Annotated in this window: 18 protein-coding genes and 1 pseudogene; 2 read left to right on the forward strand and 17 right to left on the reverse strand. The window is 65.4% G+C overall.

Annotated features, from left to right (window positions below; all coding sequences use genetic code 11):
- The 9 genes and pseudogenes from LCF60_RS11605 to LCF60_RS11645 all read right to left on the reverse strand — a co-directional run.
- Positions 1-83: pseudogene (locus LCF60_RS11605) on the reverse strand (IS5/IS1182 family transposase); the annotation flags it as partial.
- A gap of 64 nt (positions 84-147) precedes the next feature.
- Positions 148-375 carry a hypothetical protein gene (locus LCF60_RS11610; protein WP_292291934.1) on the reverse strand — a complete coding sequence of 76 codons (228 nt, stop codon included), beginning with the start codon at positions 373-375 and terminating at the stop codon, positions 148-150.
- Between the two features lie 145 nt (positions 376-520).
- On the reverse strand, positions 521-754 hold the full coding sequence (locus LCF60_RS11615; protein ID WP_292291936.1) for a hypothetical protein: 234 nt from the start codon (positions 752-754) through the stop codon (positions 521-523).
- A 596-nt stretch (positions 755-1,350) separates the two neighbouring features.
- A complete protein-coding gene (locus tag LCF60_RS11620) occupies positions 1,351-1,704 on the reverse strand; it encodes a hypothetical protein (protein ID WP_292291937.1) in 354 nt (117 codons plus the stop codon).
- 135 nt (positions 1,705-1,839) lie between these two features.
- Complete coding sequence (locus tag LCF60_RS11625; protein ID WP_292292015.1) at positions 1,840-2,490, reverse strand: phosphoribosylanthranilate isomerase; 651 nt, start codon at positions 2,488-2,490, stop codon at positions 1,840-1,842.
- Between the two features lie 12 nt (positions 2,491-2,502).
- On the reverse strand, positions 2,503-2,853 hold the full coding sequence (locus tag LCF60_RS11630) for a LapA family protein (protein ID WP_292291938.1): 351 nt from the start codon (positions 2,851-2,853) through the stop codon (positions 2,503-2,505).
- 6 nt (positions 2,854-2,859) lie between these two features.
- The gene (gene ihfB / locus LCF60_RS11635; protein WP_292291940.1) at positions 2,860-3,141 is read right to left on the reverse strand and encodes an integration host factor subunit beta; all 282 of its coding nucleotides are present in this window, start codon (positions 3,139-3,141) and stop codon (positions 2,860-2,862) included.
- A 290-nt stretch (positions 3,142-3,431) separates the two neighbouring features.
- Entirely contained in the window at positions 3,432-4,040 is a 609-nt protein-coding gene (locus LCF60_RS11640) for a ferric reductase-like transmembrane domain-containing protein (protein WP_292291942.1), read from the reverse strand.
- 19 nt (positions 4,041-4,059) lie between these two features.
- A complete protein-coding gene (locus LCF60_RS11645; protein ID WP_292291943.1) occupies positions 4,060-4,548 on the reverse strand; it encodes a twin-arginine translocation pathway signal in 489 nt (162 codons plus the stop codon).
- Between the two features lie 418 nt (positions 4,549-4,966).
- On the opposite strand from LCF60_RS11645, the gene LCF60_RS11650 reads away from it, so the two are divergent.
- Positions 4,967-5,932 carry a CAP domain-containing protein gene (locus tag LCF60_RS11650; protein WP_292291945.1) on the forward strand — a complete coding sequence of 322 codons (966 nt, stop codon included), beginning with the start codon at positions 4,967-4,969 and terminating at the stop codon, positions 5,930-5,932.
- Between the two features lie 131 nt (positions 5,933-6,063).
- Here the strand turns inward: LCF60_RS11650 and LCF60_RS11655 are convergent, their stop codons facing one another.
- The 7 genes from LCF60_RS11655 to LCF60_RS11685 all read right to left on the reverse strand — a co-directional run bounded on the left by LCF60_RS11655 (position 6,064) and on the right by LCF60_RS11685 (position 15,583).
- On the reverse strand, positions 6,064-7,500 hold the full coding sequence (locus tag LCF60_RS11655) for a DUF6880 family protein (RefSeq protein ID WP_292291947.1): 1,437 nt from the start codon (positions 7,498-7,500) through the stop codon (positions 6,064-6,066).
- Between the two features lie 209 nt (positions 7,501-7,709).
- Positions 7,710-9,917, reverse strand: coding sequence for an aminoglycoside phosphotransferase family protein (locus LCF60_RS11660; protein WP_292291948.1), 2,208 nt, complete (start codon positions 9,915-9,917; stop codon positions 7,710-7,712).
- Positions 9,832-11,670 (reverse strand): ABC transporter ATP-binding protein, encoded by a 1,839-nt coding sequence (locus LCF60_RS11665; protein WP_292291949.1) that lies wholly within the window; start codon positions 11,668-11,670, stop codon positions 9,832-9,834. The genes LCF60_RS11660 and LCF60_RS11665 overlap by 86 nt, the downstream gene beginning before the upstream one ends.
- A complete protein-coding gene (locus LCF60_RS11670; protein ID WP_292291950.1) occupies positions 11,670-12,818 on the reverse strand; it encodes a glycosyltransferase in 1,149 nt (382 codons plus the stop codon). The genes LCF60_RS11665 and LCF60_RS11670 overlap by 1 nt, the downstream gene beginning before the upstream one ends.
- Positions 12,815-14,062 carry a glycosyltransferase family 4 protein gene (locus LCF60_RS11675; protein WP_292291951.1) on the reverse strand — a complete coding sequence of 416 codons (1,248 nt, stop codon included), beginning with the start codon at positions 14,060-14,062 and terminating at the stop codon, positions 12,815-12,817. The genes LCF60_RS11670 and LCF60_RS11675 overlap by 4 nt, the downstream gene beginning before the upstream one ends.
- A gap of 34 nt (positions 14,063-14,096) precedes the next feature.
- Positions 14,097-15,317 carry a glycosyltransferase gene (locus LCF60_RS11680; protein ID WP_292291952.1) on the reverse strand — a complete coding sequence of 407 codons (1,221 nt, stop codon included), beginning with the start codon at positions 15,315-15,317 and terminating at the stop codon, positions 14,097-14,099.
- Positions 15,317-15,583, reverse strand: a complete 267-nt coding sequence (locus tag LCF60_RS11685; protein WP_292291954.1) for a hypothetical protein — start codon at positions 15,581-15,583, stop codon at positions 15,317-15,319. Before LCF60_RS11685 ends, LCF60_RS11680 begins: the two co-directional genes overlap by 1 nt.
- Between LCF60_RS11685 and LCF60_RS11690 the strand changes: the two genes are divergently transcribed.
- Positions 15,582-15,779: a hypothetical protein gene (locus LCF60_RS11690; protein WP_292291956.1), complete on the forward strand. Its 198-nt coding sequence runs from the start codon at positions 15,582-15,584 to the stop codon at positions 15,777-15,779. The genes LCF60_RS11685 and LCF60_RS11690 overlap by 2 nt on opposite strands.
- A 265-nt stretch (positions 15,780-16,044) precedes the next feature.
- Here the strand turns inward: LCF60_RS11690 and LCF60_RS11695 are convergent, their stop codons facing one another.
- On the reverse strand, positions 16,045-16,269 hold the full coding sequence (locus tag LCF60_RS11695; RefSeq protein ID WP_292291958.1) for a hypothetical protein: 225 nt from the start codon (positions 16,267-16,269) through the stop codon (positions 16,045-16,047).
- Positions 16,270-16,322: the final 53 nt, after the last annotated feature.

Raw genomic sequence — 16,322 nt, forward strand, 5'->3', positions numbered from 1 at the left:
GCCCATTCGGGGTCTGTCAGATCGCTTGCATACTTGTCGCCCACTCGGGCATGTTGGCGTCGGGTGAGTTCGGTCCAGGCCATCGTGATCTCCGTTCAGCTTTGCAACCGAACAGAAGCACAACCTGCTGAACTCACTCAATTAGTTTCAAATCGGGCTCTCAGTCATTTCGGCAATCTGCGCTGTCAGTCCTGCAATGTGGCTGACATAGACACGCGCCAATTCCCGGACTTTGCAGGGCAAGGTCACCGTCTGATCGTCGATCATCGCTGACAGTTTCTTCAGGCCACACTTGCTTGTCGCTGCAATCACGCCGTGCTCAGCCAGATGCGCGCGCAAAGCGTTGATCGTCTGGGTGCGCTGTCCGACAAACATCTGCCGGGTCCGATACGCCATGGCATTGACCTGTTGCCCCTCGGATTTGACCTCCACACCTCATCGTCGGTCGAGAGGACGCCTCAGCGATAGCTTCAGCGTCAGCCATATCGTTCCTTTGGCGTTTAACATAAGGCTTCACATATTAGGGCGGAACAAGACGCGGATTGTGACCGAGCCGTTCAATCTCCCGCGCCCAGCCATGGGCTGTCGCACATGCTTCCATGGCAACAATACAGGCCGGTTTCTCAGACAGAAACGGCAGAACCTGGTTTCGAGCGAGCTTCTTGCGAAAAACAACCGAGCCCGACCCGGGTGCGCCATGCGCATGAAAAACGTTCTTTGCCAGATCAAGGCCGATGATGGTCGCGTTTGTCATGTGTCCCTCCTTTCAGTTACATTCCGTGACAATACCATGACACCAAATTGTGATGCCTTCAGGGGCCGGCATCCACACCATCATATCTCTTTCTCAGCAGAGAATTAACGGCGACTCGACACCGCCATGATATGCCGCCCCTCAGGGCATCACCAACTTGCGCGCGTTTCTCGATCGATCTTGCAGGTCTTCAGCGCAAATTTCGTGGATGCATCCCCACAGCATTGTCGCGAGTTGCCTGTTCTCGTCGCTGGGAGGATTGGCGCCAACTGATCGAGGAAGATCTCTGGCTGAAAGCATTCTGTTTTTTGGGGGGCGCTTGAAAAAATGCACGCGATCTTTTCCAAGCGGATTCAAACGATCCCAAACTCCTTCCATTGATTGACCCGGAAGGACTGACACCATGAACACCTATCTCACCGCAGCAAACGACAATCCCGGAGGAGAGCACCAGATCAGCATCGCCTTGAGCGATCTGGTGACCCTGCTCGCGCGGGCTGCGGCCCTGAGCGCCCAAGACGTCGCCCCTCCTGCGAACACCGATCAACAACCAAAACGAAAGGAAGACGCACGAAACGCGCCACGATCTACATCCGCTAGCCATGCTTGCGCGGCGCCGGGCGGGGGCGCAGCGAAAGATCGACAATATCGTGGGAATGATCGCGGACGGGAACGCGCCGGCCTCTCTTCTTACGCGTCTGACAGAGCTTGAGCGGGAGATCGCGGCGATCGACGCCGACGCCGCAGAAGTCGACGCCATGACCGCGGCGAGTGCGCTGGTGCCCACCAGTAGCGCAGTGACGCTTTCTCGGGCGCTGCAACGCTTCGGCGAGTTGCTCTCGCAGCCCGATGCTGTCGTCGAAGCCAACGCATTCCTGAAGGGCTTCATCGACAGGATCATCATCACGCGGGACGCCGCCGCCGAAGACAAAATCACCGCCGAGATCCACATGGGCCTCGGCGGTCTTCTTTTATCCGCCGGATGCGCCTCACCCGTTCAGAATTTGTCCCGCCATTACGATCAACCAACCGCTGTGTTTAGGGCAGAGCCCCAGGATTTTCCGCCCTCGGAAAATCCGGATGCGTCACCGCATCCGCTCCCGCGTCGCCCGAACGAACTCCCGGATCAAGGCCGCGTCCTTGATCCCGGCGGCGCTCTCGACCCCCGAGGACACGTCCACCTGCCGTGCCCCGGTCAGCGCCACCGCCTCGGCCACGTTGTCAGGGGTCAGACCGCCCGCTAGCATCCACGGCACCGGCCAACGCCGGTTCGAGATCAGCCGCCAATCGAACGACATCCCGTTGCCCCCCGGCAGATCGGCATGTTTCGGCGGCTTGGCATCGACAAGGATCTGGTCGGCGACCTGCGCGTAAAGATCGAGGGCGTCTACGTCCTCGGCATCGGCCACGCCGACTGCCTTCATCACCGGCAGGCCGTAGCGCGCCCGCAGTTCGGACACGCGCTCCGGCGACTCCGAGCCGTGGAGCTGCAACATGTCCAACGGAACCGACCCGGTGATCTCATCCAGCAGCGCATCCTCGGCGTCGACAACGAGCGCCACCTTGGCGACGCCGACCGGCACCTCGACCGCAAGCTCGCGCGCCGCCGCCACCGACAGGTTGCGCGGGCTCTTGGGGAAGAACACGAAACCGCAATAGGCCGCCCCGGCCTCGGCAACGGCCGCCACGTCTTCGAGCCGGGTCAGCCCGCAGATCTTTGTCCGAATTCCAGGGATCATCGGATCAGCTCAGCCCGCCTCGTCGAGAAGCGCAAGAACCTCGTCCTTGTCCTTGTCACGCTCTGCCTTGGTCCGGCGCAATTCGCGTTCAAGCTTCTTGACCTCGGCCTGACGCCGGGCCGCGGCGGCGCGGTGCTTGTGTTCGCGCAGCCATTCCCAGACGAAACCGATCAGCAAACCGGCGACGATCCCGCCGAAGATGATGATGAACAGCGGCAGGTCGATCGACCGGTTCATCCCGGCCAGATCGGCCAGCCCGGACGGCAGAAGCTGCAACGTGACCATGCCGCGATTGGCCAGCGCCACCGACACCAGCACGATGGCCAGCGTCGCAAGAAATGCATAGCGAATGTATCGCATCAGAGTTTACTTCCCGTTTAACCTGTCTCTCAGGAGCTTGCCGGTCTTGAAGAACGGCACATACTTTTCTTCCACCTCGACCGCCTCGCCGGTGCGCGGATTGCGACCGACACGGGCGTCCCGCTTCTTCACCGAAAACGCGCCGAATCCGCGCAGTTCCACCCGGTCTCCCCGCGCCATGGCGTCGATGATCTCTTCGAAAATCGTGTTCACGATACGCTCGACATCGCGTTGGTACAAATGCGGATTGTCGTCGGCAATCTTCTGAATCAATTCAGACCGTATCATAGGCTCGCATCCCCTTCATGACACGCCGCAAAAACGCATGTCCCGAGAACGGAGTATACGCAGGACAATTTGAAACTGAAACCGCAGCATGCGCGCAAACCGCAGAAAGTTCAGCCAAATGAAGCGGTTCAGAGCCGCCAAAGGTTTCTTTTCGGCTCCTCTGCGCGGCTGATGCCCGGTCCGCGGATATCACGGTCACGCTACGATTCGCGCCCGAATTGCCTGTCTCGGGCCGCCAGAACTCCGATCGGGCCGGGGCTGGAAGGGCAGAATTTCCCGCGCGCGACGGGTCATCGCGACGTCGCGCGCGGCGTCCAGATTCGGCGATCCCGGAGCACCCAGACTGTCGCCACCACGGCCAGGGCGCACAGTCCGATCTTGGACAGCGGCTCCATCGTGCCTTCGATCAGCACGGCATGCACGACGCAGCCCAGAACGGCGACGCCAGCCAGCGCGGTATGGGCCTTGCGCCAGATCCGAGGGCGCAGACGCAGAGGGCGGCGCAAGACGGCCAGCAAGGCGGCGGCGAAGACCGCCCACATGGCCACGTTGCCCCAGACCGAAAACGGCGTTGGTGAGGTGAAGGTCAGCACGTCGATCACGTCCGGCGGGCTGGTGACCCAGAGCGCGGCGACATGCGCGATCACGGCCAAGACGAGCCCGGCGCCGACCAGCCGATGAACGCGCCTGCCGCGCAATCCGGACAGGCCCGGCAGATACCCCCCCACCAGCAGCGGCTGGACCAAGAGCAGCGCCATCGCGACGATCCCGGCAAATCCGGCGGTGATGTAGACCGGCGACCGGTAGGCCAGGAGCGGGCTTTGCGCTGCCAGCCCCAGAGGCAGCGCGATCGCCGCCGCAAGAGCGACCCAGATCATCCAGCGGCCGGGCCTGTGCATCAAAGTGATCCCGAGAAGATCAGGCCGGTTCCAGGACGAAATCCGCATGCAGGGTCGTGTCGCTCGAACTTGGCATCACGGGACGCAGGAAGACGGTCTTGAATTCGGCACTGTCATAGGCCAGGTGCCCATGCGGTTGCCCGAAGGCGGGCACGATCTGCGGCATCTCAAGCCGGAATTCCCCCTTGGCATCGCTCAGCGTCGCGCCGTGGCTCTGCGGGTCGCGTTCGTGGCCTTCGGTCGTATGCGCCCAGACCTGGATGCGCTGGCCCGCCAACGGGGCGCCGTCACCGGCGCGCCGCACGGTCCCGGTCATCCAGAAACCACCGCCGCCGATCCGCTCCACGATGGGTGCGCCGGGGCGGTAATTGTTCGATCCGCCCCGCATCGACCGCGTGGGCGCAACCCCCTGCGCGCGGGCGGGCACAATCAGCCCGGACAGTCCGGTGACAAGCGTTGCAGCGCCCATGGCACACAGGGCGCGGCGGGTGAACAGAGGGGTGGTCATCAAGGGGCCTCCTTCCGGTATCTGCGCTCCGAACCTGTAGGACTTCAAACGGCCTCGGCGCACGCCTTTGCTAAAAGCTAGGCCAGATGACGCTGCCGATAAAGCGATCCCACAGCTTCGTGATGCGCTGCACAGCGCACGGACACGCGGAAACCCGCTTGCTCACCGGGCTGCGCCGCCCACTCTCCGGCCCCGCCAAGGCAAGCAGATTGCGCCGTACCATTGAGTTCCCGCCCAAGGCGGACCGGCATCGCTCCCCATTCGTTTGGCGAACAGACGCCTGACCAGCTTCGGGATCACCGCGCAAGATGCATGTTTCCGCGAAGCGACTTGGCGCGGAACACGCGACGCCTCCGCAGGTTCATCCTTGAAGCGGCGGTAAAAAGTGGTCGCAAACAAAACGCTGGGGAGGATGATCATGAACGGCATTGCGAAATATGCAGCATGGGCAGCAATGGTGGGCACGCTTTCGGGTCCTGTGTTCCCGCAGGCCCCTGCGGACGCACAGGATCAAGCTTCTGTCGGTGCGCAGGAAACGGAAAACCTGTCGGAATTGCGGGCCGAGGCGCTGGACCTGGTGAACGGGTCCCGTGCCGAAGCAGGGTTACCGGAACTTGCAGCCAGCGACGTTCTGGACCGGGCGGCACAGGGTCATGCCACCGACATGCTGGAACGGGATTTCTACGCTCATGTGACGCCGGACGGGGAAACGCCTTTCGATCGGTTCCTTGCGGCAGGAGGAAACCGTTGGGCGGTCAGCGGTGAGAACATCGCGACCTGCGAAGGCTGCCCTACTCCGCCAGATACCGACCGCCTGCGTGGGTTTCACGAAGGCTGGATGCAAAGTCCCCGCCACCGCGAAAACATCCTTTCGAAGGGCTTCGACAGCTTCGGGTTCGGGATAGCCGGAGAAGACGACGAGATCTATGCCGTCCAGACCTTCTCGGGCCCCGGTGCGGACGACGGGACCGGTGACGCGCTGACCCCCGAGGCCGCGCGGGACGTGGCGCTTGAGGAAATCAACGCGCAGCGTGCAGACACAGGACATGATCCGCTGGACGGAAGTGACGCCTTGGATCGTGTCGCCGACCGCGTGATGGATAGTCTCGCCGCCAATCCACAGGCTCTGCCGGAGGATGTCTTCGGCCTCTTGCCGGAAGGATCGACGGGATGGACGCGGCTCGACATCCAGTCTGCCAGCCTCGGCGGAACGGGACCCACCTTGTCGCAAGCGGATGTCGTGGCGGTCATCTCCAACTGGGCTGCGGCATCAGAGGACGGCAGACCGCTTGGTGGGCCAGCCTCATCCCACTTCGGCTTTGCTGCAAAATCCCCGGGTGACGGACAAACCACGGCGGTTGCCGTCTTTGGTGGACGAGACTGATTGCTTGAAAGCAACGGATGAACGCCCGGGCCGGCTTGGACGGCGTGCGCACAGTCGAGACCGCGAGAGAGGCGCGGTAGACGCATTCGGGCGCAAAGGGGCGGATCGCGATATCCGGTTCAGGACCCGAGTTACAGATCGACCAGGCGCCAGAATCCGTGTTTTCGGCCGTGGTCCTGCTTGAGCATCTCATGGAATCGCGCGTGCGTGGGAAAGTCGCCGTAATCCTCGATGGCGGCATCGCATGACTGGCATTCGGCCAGATGGCGGGCCGCGTGGCGATAGCGCTTGGATTTCGCGCCCGTCAGCGTGTCCAGGATCATGGCGCGGCGCATCAGCGTGGCGGCCAGCGGATGCCCCGCCTCGAGCGCGTCGGCCGCTGTGGTGAAAGTGTGCCAGGCATTCCCGTCCAGCGCGTCGGCGCGGGAGACCACGACCCGTGCCGCGCGGTCGTGGGACGGCCAGTTTACAAGGAAACTGATCGCCGCGCCAGGGTGCGGATAGGCCTCTGCAAAGTCCAGAGCGGCCTCTTCGGCCTCGACATCGTCGAAATCGGGCAGCAGCTTGAGATACTTGCGAAGGCACGGCGCGCTGAGGGTCTGCTCGAAGGTCGTCCACAGATGGGCCTTCAGTTCCTCCGACTTGCCCTGCCGCTCAAGGCATTCCTCATACACCGCATCAAGATCGTAGCGGAACATCCGGAATGACGTGCCCTCCTCGGCTGCGCGGGCGCGGGTGACGATGTCGAAAGCCTCGTCGACACGGCCCGCGTCCAGCAAGCGCCGGGCCACGTCGGGCGCAATCGTGCCAAAGGTCAGCTGTTCAGCGGAATAGCGGGCCATGTAGGCGTCGACATCCCCCTGGGCGTCCGCAATATCAGCCAGGATGATCGACCGCGTCGCCTGCTTGTTGCGGCGCACGCTGTCTTCGGGAGACGACATGAGGCCATAGCCTTGATATCGTTCGATTTCATGCTCGGTCGGTGGCGCGTCGGCCCAGGCTTGCGTGATGCGTTTGAGATGCTCCAGCCCCTCCTGGCCAAGCATTTCCGCCGTCGCGGGAATGATCCCGTCGAACTCGCCGTAGCCGGCGTCGGCGACAGCATCGAGAACGCGTTCTGCCAGGGCGGTCCGGTCCTTGGAAACCCTGGGCGAAATCTGTGCGATCAGGTCGACCGCGTCACCCATGACGCTGCCAATCGCGCCGTTGCTGTCATCCGTGCGTTCGTAAATCGCGGGAGCCAGTTGCAGGAAGGACCAGAGCAGTTCGAAGGCTTCGTCCGGATCTTGCGGGGCGATGACGGTTTCAATCATGCCCAAAAGCCCCTCGAGATCCTTGACCAGCGCCCGTTGCTTGCGCCAGTCGACAAAGCTGGTCGCGCGCCGCAGCGAGGCGAAGCGTTTGCGCAGGTCGGCGGCAACCTCCCGGGGCCCCTGGGCGGCGCTGAGTTCCATCCGCGCGCGGCGCTGCAGGGCCGCGCTACCCTGGACCAGGTCCATGACCAGCGCGGCGAGGCTCGCAGCGCCCAGCTTTTCGAGGTTCGCTTGGTTCAGGGTCTTCTTGGACATGATGAGGTGCCGGGCCTTGTTGCAGTGTTCGTCCAGACAATGTCGCACACGGCTTGCCGCGACAAGGATCAATGGCCATTTTCGCGGGCCGTACGAGGTGATCACAAGCCGATGGAGGCGCGTTCGCATCCAACCGGCAGAACGGGTGCGCGGATCGGTTCCGCCCGCCGATCGGAGCATTGAGCCCGTTGGCGTCGTCGGGAAAGCCGTCAGCGTTTCGACAGATCCTGTAGCAGGTCCAGGAGGGCTGGAAAGGCGTCTTCCCGGCCCGCGATGCGCCCGCAGATGTCGAGATGGCGCAGCAGCGACAGGCCAAGCATCGCATCCAGGCGTCCGTCGGACCAGCGGCCTCCACCTTCGGCATACCCCGCGAGAAAGGCCCGCGCAGCCTGCGCGAAGATATCGGGTTCTCCGAACCGACGAAGGCTGTATTCCGTCAGATGGGCGAGCAGGTTGCCCAGGTCGATGTGTCTGTCACCGCGCGCCGCGAGATCGAGGTCGATGAGCCAGACGCGCTCTGCTTCGACCAGCGCCTGATCCGGATGGAAATCGCGGTGGAGCAGGACGGGCGGCGCCGAAGAACCAGCCTGCGCGAGGGTCTTGGCCCAATTGCGCAGCTCGGTGATCCGGTGGGCCGCGTCCGGATGCCGACCGGATGCCGCGACAAGGGCGCGATCGGCCACGGAAAGCTCTTCGCACGCTTGCCACGTGCGGCCGGGTTCGACGGGGCTGGCATGCAACGCGGCAAGGGCGCGGCCGGTTGCCCGGAACGGCACCGGGTCGCAATCGGGCACCAGCCAGTCCGCAAGCGGATTACCCGCGACATGCTCCATCAGGAAGGTCCGCAGACCCGCCGGCGCAGGAAGCACTGCCGGCACGCCGAAGGACGCACCCGGGCTGCCGTCGAACCCGGCTGCGCGGAGGTTTCGGTGCAGCGCGGGCGACGCGTGATCGGGGCGCTTCGACCGGGTCTTGGCCAACCATCGGCGCGGGCCCGCCTCGCTTTCCGAAACAATCTCCACCAGCGCCCTGCGCCCGGCCTTGTGCCGCATCAGACGTGGCGGTGCCGCAAGGCGTCCGATACCGGCCAGGTCCAGCAAAGCCTGTGCGCCACGCGGATCGCAGAATGTGGCCAGATGCGGCAGCGCCCGATCGGCCGGACCCGGTGTCTTCAGACGCTCGAGACCCTGCTCGATGACGTCGATCATCTTGGTCATCGCCGCGGGCCACTGCGCCATTTGCCGTCGGAAAGGCTCGCACATGAGAAGCGCCAGATGCACCAGCCGCTGCGTTTCCACCGACGCGGGAAGAGCACGATGCGCGCAATAACCGGTCATCAGCGCCTGCTTTGCCTGGTCGGTCCGTTCCTCGGGTACGCCCTCCCACAGCCGATCTGCCTCGAGACGGGCGAGCGCCGAGCCAAGATCGCTCCCGCGGTCGCCGATTCCGGCGCGGTCCCAGTCGATAATGCAGGGGCCGTCCGGAGTGATGACCACCTGATCGGCGCTGAAATCGCCGTGGATGGGGCCGGGGTCGGCGGGCGTGGCGGCCAGCGCGTCGGTCAGGCGGCCGGACAGATCGGCCAGCCGTGCCCGGGCCTCGGGCAGCAGTTGGGTCGCGTCGCTCAGCGTTCGTGTGACCGCGACAATCTCGTCCAACCGGCTTCGCATGAAGGGCAGCGGATGGGACGCGGCGTGCATGGCGGCCAGCGCAGCGCCCCCAGCGGCAAAGCCGTCGGGCCCGTCTTCCGCGGTAAGCACAGTACCGGGCTGCCAGCGGGTGGTGACGGCGAATTGCACGGCGCAGGCGCGTATGAGCGTCCCGTGGCCATGGAACGCTGCCCAGAGTGCCCCGGCCTGTGACTGGGCAAAGCGGGACGGGGCATGCAGCTTGAGAAGCGCCCCGCCCAGTGGATGGTCAAGCCGCGCGACAAGCCTGCGGCCCAGCCGGTATGACAACGGCACGAGGCGTGCTTCGACCATGTGGCTTTCGCCAAAGACCTCGGCCTGGACTTTGGCGCGCCGTCGTTCGGGCCAGAACCGCCGCAGACCGGGAACCGCCCTGTCGTCGTCGGGCGTGCCTTGGGCAAGGCAGTATGCGCCCAGCGCCCCGTTTTTCGGATAGCCTTTCCTGGTGTAACTGGCCCGGCTCAGGGCGCGCAGGCGCAACCACTGCCCCTCCGCCGTCACGGCAGCGGCGGCGCAACTGGTGCCCGGCTTGTAGCGCAGGTGGCGCAGGGTGACCGCGCTTGTCCCAAGTGCTGCGGCCAACGCCTCGGGATCGAGCAACAGGCCAAGCCCCGGCAGCGCGGGGTCGCGGGCCGCCAATCCGCTATTCGGCGGCGACAGCATCGTGCCCCCCCTGTTGCGCGGTCCAAAGCCCGGAATAGGCCCCGCCTTGCGCCAGAAGCTCCGCATGCGTTCCGTCCTCGGTCACGCGACCGTCGTCCAGGACGATGACCCTGTCGGCGCGGGCAGCGAGCGCGAGGTCGTGGGTGACGATCAACGTCGTGCGCCCCTTCGCCAGCCGCCAGATCGTGGCCGAGACCAGCGCCTCGCTCTTGGCGTCCAGCCCGACGGTGGGTTCGTCCAGCACCAGGAACGGAGCATCCCGCAACGCCGCCCGCGCGAGCGACAGGCGCTGGCGCTGCCCCGCCGACAGGCTCGCCCCGCGTTCGGCCAGCACCGTGTCATAGCCTTCGGGAAGGGCCGCGATGAAGTCATGCGCGGCGGCAAGGCGGCAGGCCTCCACGATGTCCGAACGCGCGACCTTGCGGCCGGCGGCTATGGCGATGTTCTCGGCGACACTGGCGCGGAACAGCACGGTTTCCTGCGGGATGAAGGCAAAGGCCCGGCGCAGGCTGTCGCGTGACACCTCGCGCAGATCCTGCCCGTCAATGTTGACGCGCCCCGCCTCGGGATCGGAAAGCCGCAGAGCGAGACCGAGAAGCGTCGACTTGCCCGCCCCCGAATGACCCGTCAGGGCGACCGATTGACCGGGCAGCATCCGCAGCGACAGACCGTCAAGCACAGGCCTGCCGCCATGGCCGAAACGCACATCCTCGAAAGCAAGCGCGCCCTCCGATACCGCCAGCGCGGGTGCGCCGGGGCGGTCGGGAAGGCTGGATTGCGTTTGAAGCAGCTCTACGACCCGTTCGCCTGCGGCCGTGGCCTTGGCCAGCCTCGCGGAATATTTCGCATAGCTGCGTACCGGGCGGAACGTGTTCTTGAGATAGGTGATGAAGACCAGCAGATCGCCCGGCGTGATCCGCCCGTCGATGACGGACCGCGCGCCGAAATAGAGCACGAGCGCAATGGCCCCGGCGAGCAGGAGGTCCACCAGCCGCTCCAGCCCTGCGGCCAGCCGCTTGGCCTTGACGTCCTGGGTCAACGCCGCGTCATTGGCACCGGCGAAGCTTTGCTGCATCCCGGCCTCGAGCCCCAGCGCCTGCACCGTGCGGATGCCCGCCAGCGCCTCGGAGGCGGTCGCGGCCATCTGTCCCTCGGTCGCGCGTGTCTTGCGGCCGACGGTCTGGATGCGGCGGCCGAACTTGACCGTGGACAGCCACAGAAGCGGCAGGGGAGCCAGCGCGATCAGGGCCAGCTGCCAGTCGATCCAGAGCATGATCCCGACCATCCCCGCGAGGACCAGCGTGTTCACCGCCAGCGGCATCAGCGCGGTCACGGCGGTTTCCTTGAGCATCCCGATATCCGAGATCAGGCGCACCGTCAGATCCCCCGTCCGCGCGGATTGGTGAAAGGACAGCGGCAGCGCTTGCAGATGGCGGAAGAGATCGCCCCGAACCCGCGTCAGGATGCGGGCGCCCGCAAGCGCGAAGGCGATTGTCGCGAGATATTCGAAGAGCGCTCTGAGCCCGATGGCGAGCACCAGCCCCACCGCAACCACGATCAGCAACATCTGGATTGTCAGCCCGTCCAGAGCGGCGATGCCCGTGCCCGGCACACCATCGGCGCCCACCGGAACAACGTGGTCGATCACGATCTTGAGCGGCCAGGGTTCGGCCAGCTTGGCCAGAACAGCGGCGATCATCGCCCCTGCCCCGCCCGCGATCAGACCGGTTTGGCCCCGGATATACGGTGCAAGATGCGCCAGCACACGGCGCAGGCCGGGGATCGATTTGCGCAGGCCGTCAGGTCGCTTGCCCGCCATCACGCGGCCCCCCGCTTCGCTGGCCCGAGGCCGTCGAGACTGCGATCAAGCACCCGATCCCAGGAATGATGCGCCACGACATGCGCCCTGCCCGCTGCTCCGAGGGCTGCGGCCCGCCCCGGCCCGGCTGCAAGATCAGCGAGCGCCGCGGCCAGAAGGTCCGGCCGGTCAGGTGCGACGGCCACGCCGCAGTTCGACGCGCCGACGATGGCGGCAAGATCGCCCACGTCACTGACCACGACAGGCAGGCTCGCGGCCATGTATTCATAAAGCTTCAGCGGCGAGAAGTAGAACGCTTGGTCGCCGCTGTAGGGGGCCGTTCCAGCATGCATCCGCGCCAGCGCCGCCGGCACCTCCTCGGGCGGAAGCGCGCCGGTGAACTCGACGGAATGGGCCAGCCCCAGCGCCTCGGCCTGCGCCGCGAGTGGCAGACGCTCTGGTCCGTCGCCGACGATCAGCAACCGCGCCTCGGGGATGCGCGCGCGAAGATGCGGCAGACACGCGATCAGCGTCGCGGTGTCGTGCCAGGGCTTTAGCGTGCCGATGAAACCTGCCGTGAAAGGCCCGTCGCCGCGCGGGTCGGTCGCGAAACGGTCGGGGTCTACGCCATTGGATACGACAATCGGCGCAACCGCACCCAGCGCACGGGCATACTCGGCGACCGCGCCCGAGACGCAGACCACCCGCCCGGCTGTCGTCATTGCACGGCTAGCGGCGGCGACGGCATCGCTCGCGCGGGCGAGCGAGCGGTGGCGCGCCTGTTCTTCCAGCAACGGGGCATTCACCTCAAGCACCCCGGCAAGGCCGTGCGACCTGGCAAACCCCATCGCACCCGAGGCGAACAGCGCATGACGCTCGTAGACAAGGTCGAAGGGTCCCTCGGCTGCCAGCTTCGAGGGCAGTTCGGCGTCCATCGCCAGGAGCCGCGCCGCCCTTCCGTCGGGGTCTCCCTTGGGCGCAGGCGGCAATGCCACAACGCGCAGCCCTTCAAGCCGCGCCGGCACCGGCCCGGGATCGGGCGCAAAAAGCGTGACCCGGGCACCGCGGCGCAGGAAGGCCGCGAGGATGGCCTGCACGTGGGCCGACGCCCCCTTGGTCCCGAAGGCCGGGATGCCCGGATCGGTTGTCACATAGGCCACCCGCATCATGCCGCCCCCCTCATCCTTGCCTCGGAGCGACGCGCGAGGCAGTCCGCGAAAACCCCGCGCAGAGCGGCGGCATTGCGGTGGATGTCGTAGTCACGCTCGACAAGCGCTCGGCCTGCCCGCGACAGACGGCTCCGCGCATCCGCGTCGGCCAGCAGGCGTTGCAGCGCATCGGCCAGCGCAATGGAATCGCCGGCCCGCGCTATCAAGCCGGTCTCATCGTGGCGTACGATCTCTGGAATGCCGGTCACGTCGCTGCCCACGCAGGGCGTGCCCAGAGCCAGCGCCTCGATCAGGACGGTCGGCAGGCCATCGCGATTGCCGTCGCGGCCCACGACGCAAGGGCATGCCAGCACAGCGGCCCGGCGCATGGCGGCAAAAACGTCGGGTTGCGGAAGTGGCCCGTCCAACGTGACGGTCTCGGCCAGCCCCGCCCCGGCGATCTGGGCACGCAGGTTTTCCTCTTCCTCGCCTTGCCCGATGATCCGGCAGCGCGGCCTTGGCCCCCGTTCCCCGAGGATCAGCAAAGCCTCGATCAGGATGTGAAATCCCTTCTTCTCGACCAGCCGTCCGACGGCGAGGATCTCGGTGGCATCGGGGTCCGGCGCGCGCCAGTCCAGTCCGCCGAGGTCGAGCCCGTTGTAGATGCGCGTCACCTTTTCGGCGTCTGCGCCATAGGTGTTGCGCAGATGGGCGAGGTTGAACTCCGATACCGTTGCCACGGCATCGGCATCGCGCAGCTTTTCGGCAAGACCGGTGTCATGGCCATAGTCGTGGTAAATGTCCTTTGCATGGGCGGTGAAGCTGTAGCCGATGCCTGCGATGGCGGCAGCAAGGCGGGCCACGGTCGTGGCCAGCGTGCCGAAATGGGCGTGAAGGTGCCCGATGCCACGCTCGCGGCAGGCCGTGGCGATCACCAGCGCCTGGGTCACGTCCGCGGCACTGCCTCCGGCACACATGGCGCGAGCCGCGGCACCCGGAAAAACCGCCTCGGCCCGTGCAAGCTGCGTCCAGAGAACGTCGGCGGTGCGGTGACGGTCGGGCACATGGGTGACGGGGGCCCGCACCCGCGAGATCGCGTCCTGGAAATGCGTCTCCTGCACCGGACGCAGCGCAAAGATCTCGATCCCGGTGCCAGCGGCCTCGTGGGCAAGGATCTCGTTGACGACGAAGGTTTCCGAAAAGCGGGGATAGCGCTTTACGACATAACCGATCTTCGTTGAGAGGGGGTCGGAGAGCTGTGCCATTGCAAGAGCCTTTCGGAGAGGGTTGGGGAAGCGCTCAGGCTGCGGCACGGGCAAGCGTGCCCGGACGAGCGGCGAGCGCGGCGGCGGCGAATGCAGCGAACCGGTCGAGTCCATCGGTATCAAGGCGTCCCTGCATCGGGGGGGTGAGTGGTTGCGACATCCAGGCCGCGAGCCTGGCCGCATCCAGCCGGTCGGGGTGTAGCATGTCGATCAGACCGAGGGCGGCGAAGCGTTCCGCGCGGACCAACTGTTCCTTGCGCGGTCGCACGCGCGGCACGATCAACGCGGGCTTTCCAAGTTGCAGCACCTCGCAGACCGTATTGTACCCGCCCATGGCGACGACGCGTTCGGCCCCGGCCAGAAGCGGCATCAGGTCGGGAACGAACCGTCGGATCTCCAGTTCGGGACGCGCGGCGGCCACGGCCTCGATCCTTGCGCGCAACCCGTCATCGAGCTGGCTTCCGGTCACGGCGATCCCGCGCATTCCTTCCGGCAAGGGCGCGGCGACGAAGGTCTCGAGCAGCGCCGCGCCGTCACGGCCGCCACCGACCGTGCAAAGGACGTAGGGCGTCCCATGGGGCGGGGAGGCCGGGGGCACAGGACGCAAGAGGTAGCCGGTATGACTGACCCGCGCCCGGATCGCATCCGACATGCCAGAGTCCGATACCGGGTCGCAGACCCGTGGGTCGCCATAGACCCAGACATGATCGTAGAACGCGTTGACCGCCTCGACATTGCGCTCGCGGGTCCATTGCGCGCGGACGGACCGGCGGTCGTCCAGCACATCGCGCAGACCGAGCACACGGGTGATGGCCGGTTCTTTCGACATCCAGCGCAACGCGGGCTCCAGCTCTCCCTGGGCGCCAAGCGGGGCGTTGTCGGCGATGAAGAGATCGGGGCGAAAATTCTTGACCGCCGCCTTTATGATCCCCGCGCGCAGATCGCGCAGTTCAGCCAGTGCCATCGACAGGCGACGCGCCCGGTAGGTCCCGCAGGATTGCTTTGCATAGGCCGGCAAGGTGATCAGGTCTACACCGGCCGGCAGGTCGAAGGCGCCTGCTTCGCTTGTTCCAGCGACAAGAAGAACTTCGGGTACGGGAGACATCGCCTTGAGCCTTTGAGCCAGCATCAGGTTGCGCCGAAGATGCCCGAAGCCGAGCGTGTCATGTGAATAGAGGACAACGCGGCGGAGCGCGCCTTTCGCCGGTCCGGGTGACAGGGCGGAAACCGGGTCCTGGGCAGGAGCTTGTGCCATCACGAAACCTTCATCGTTGTGACATGAAAATGTTCAGGGCGAAGGCCTATCTTCGCGAGAGCGGGTGTCTCGCGAATATCGACGCGGCGTCGCGCCGGACCGTGCATCTTCGCGGCGACGGGGCAGTCGAGGATATCTGCCGGGGGCGTCTTGCGTGCGGGGATCATGTTGATTTTCCTGGATGCGGTGTTGCCTCCAGGAATTGAGCCAGGCGCCATCCACGTCCATAAACCGAGGGCATAACCGGCCGCGTCGGACATAAACATGAGATATATTCCAACCTTTTTCAGCGATTATTCGCCCATCGCCGCACCCCACGGTAGCCTTCAGGGTCAGGCATGGATCAGGATGGCAGAGTCACATGTCAGCGGCGGACTTGTCGGGATCGGACAGTTGAAGCCTGTCATGCGCCTCGCTGCGCATCACCGGCTTGTCCGTCACGGGTCCGCGCTCTCTCGCTGAGGCGGAAGACCTCAGCGTTACATCCAAGATCGAATGGAGGCTTGGGCCGGCGGCGCAGCGGACCTGACGGCGCAGATCAGTGTTCCGATCCTCGGCGGGATCGTGAACATGGGCGATGAGACCGGGGATGCGAAGACCGGCCACCGTGGCGGCAGGTTGAACCTGCTGCCTGCTCTCGGGCGACGTGCATCATCTGGGTTGGTCGGGCCATGGCCAGGCCGGGCAAAAACGTTCGAGCCCGTTTGGCTGCGCGTTCCTCTGCGCCTCACATCATCAGGCGATCCACTTTGCGCCGAGCGTCCTCGCGAAGGCTTTCGACGAGTATCTCGCGTTCTGCTTGAGGGCGCGGATCCTGGAAAGAAGTCCGAGTGACGCGCGCAAGGATGGCCATAGCCAGCTTTTGCGCCGCTGCCAGCCCGACGAAAAGGACAGCGCGCGCATCGCTTGCGGCATGGGAACGAATGGTGTGCGTTTCGTGGATGTCGGTCATGGGTCGGCTCCTGCTGATGTCGTGTGTTTGTCTGAAGACCAAGCTACCCGCGC

The sequence above is a fragment of the Marivita sp. genome (assembly GCF_020055635.1).
GTDB lineage: Bacteria > Pseudomonadota > Alphaproteobacteria > Rhodobacterales > Rhodobacteraceae > Marivita.

Coding starts and splice junctions, on each gene's coding strand:
- LCF60_RS11615 (WP_292291936.1), bottom strand. CDS start 754: ATGACAAACGCGACCATCATCGGCCTTGATCTGGCAAAGAACGTTTTT.
- LCF60_RS11695 (WP_292291958.1), bottom strand. CDS start 16,269: ATGACCGACATCCACGAAACGCACACCATTCGTTCCCATGCCGCAAGC.
- ihfB (WP_292291940.1), bottom strand. CDS start 3,141: ATGATACGGTCTGAATTGATTCAGAAGATTGCCGACGACAATCCGCAT.
- LCF60_RS11680 (WP_292291952.1), bottom strand. CDS start 15,317: ATGGCACAAGCTCCTGCCCAGGACCCGGTTTCCGCCCTGTCACCCGGA.
- LCF60_RS11675 (WP_292291951.1), bottom strand. CDS start 14,062: ATGGCACAGCTCTCCGACCCCCTCTCAACGAAGATCGGTTATGTCGTA.
- LCF60_RS11610 (WP_292291934.1), bottom strand. CDS start 375: ATGTTTGTCGGACAGCGCACCCAGACGATCAACGCTTTGCGCGCGCAT.
- LCF60_RS11685 (WP_292291954.1), bottom strand. CDS start 15,583: ATGTTTATGTCCGACGCGGCCGGTTATGCCCTCGGTTTATGGACGTGG.
- LCF60_RS11650 (WP_292291945.1), top strand. CDS start 4,967: ATGAACGGCATTGCGAAATATGCAGCATGGGCAGCAATGGTGGGCACG.
- LCF60_RS11645 (WP_292291943.1), bottom strand. CDS start 4,548: ATGACCACCCCTCTGTTCACCCGCCGCGCCCTGTGTGCCATGGGCGCT.
- LCF60_RS11640 (WP_292291942.1), bottom strand. CDS start 4,040: ATGCACAGGCCCGGCCGCTGGATGATCTGGGTCGCTCTTGCGGCGGCG.
- LCF60_RS11665 (WP_292291949.1), bottom strand. CDS start 11,670: ATGGCGGGCAAGCGACCTGACGGCCTGCGCAAATCGATCCCCGGCCTG.
- LCF60_RS11660 (WP_292291948.1), bottom strand. CDS start 9,917: ATGCGGAGCTTCTGGCGCAAGGCGGGGCCTATTCCGGGCTTTGGACCG.
- LCF60_RS11655 (WP_292291947.1), bottom strand. CDS start 7,500: ATGTCCAAGAAGACCCTGAACCAAGCGAACCTCGAAAAGCTGGGCGCT.
- LCF60_RS11630 (WP_292291938.1), bottom strand. CDS start 2,853: ATGCGATACATTCGCTATGCATTTCTTGCGACGCTGGCCATCGTGCTG.
- LCF60_RS11670 (WP_292291950.1), bottom strand. CDS start 12,818: ATGATGCGGGTGGCCTATGTGACAACCGATCCGGGCATCCCGGCCTTC.
- LCF60_RS11690 (WP_292291956.1), top strand. CDS start 15,582: ATGAGATATATTCCAACCTTTTTCAGCGATTATTCGCCCATCGCCGCA.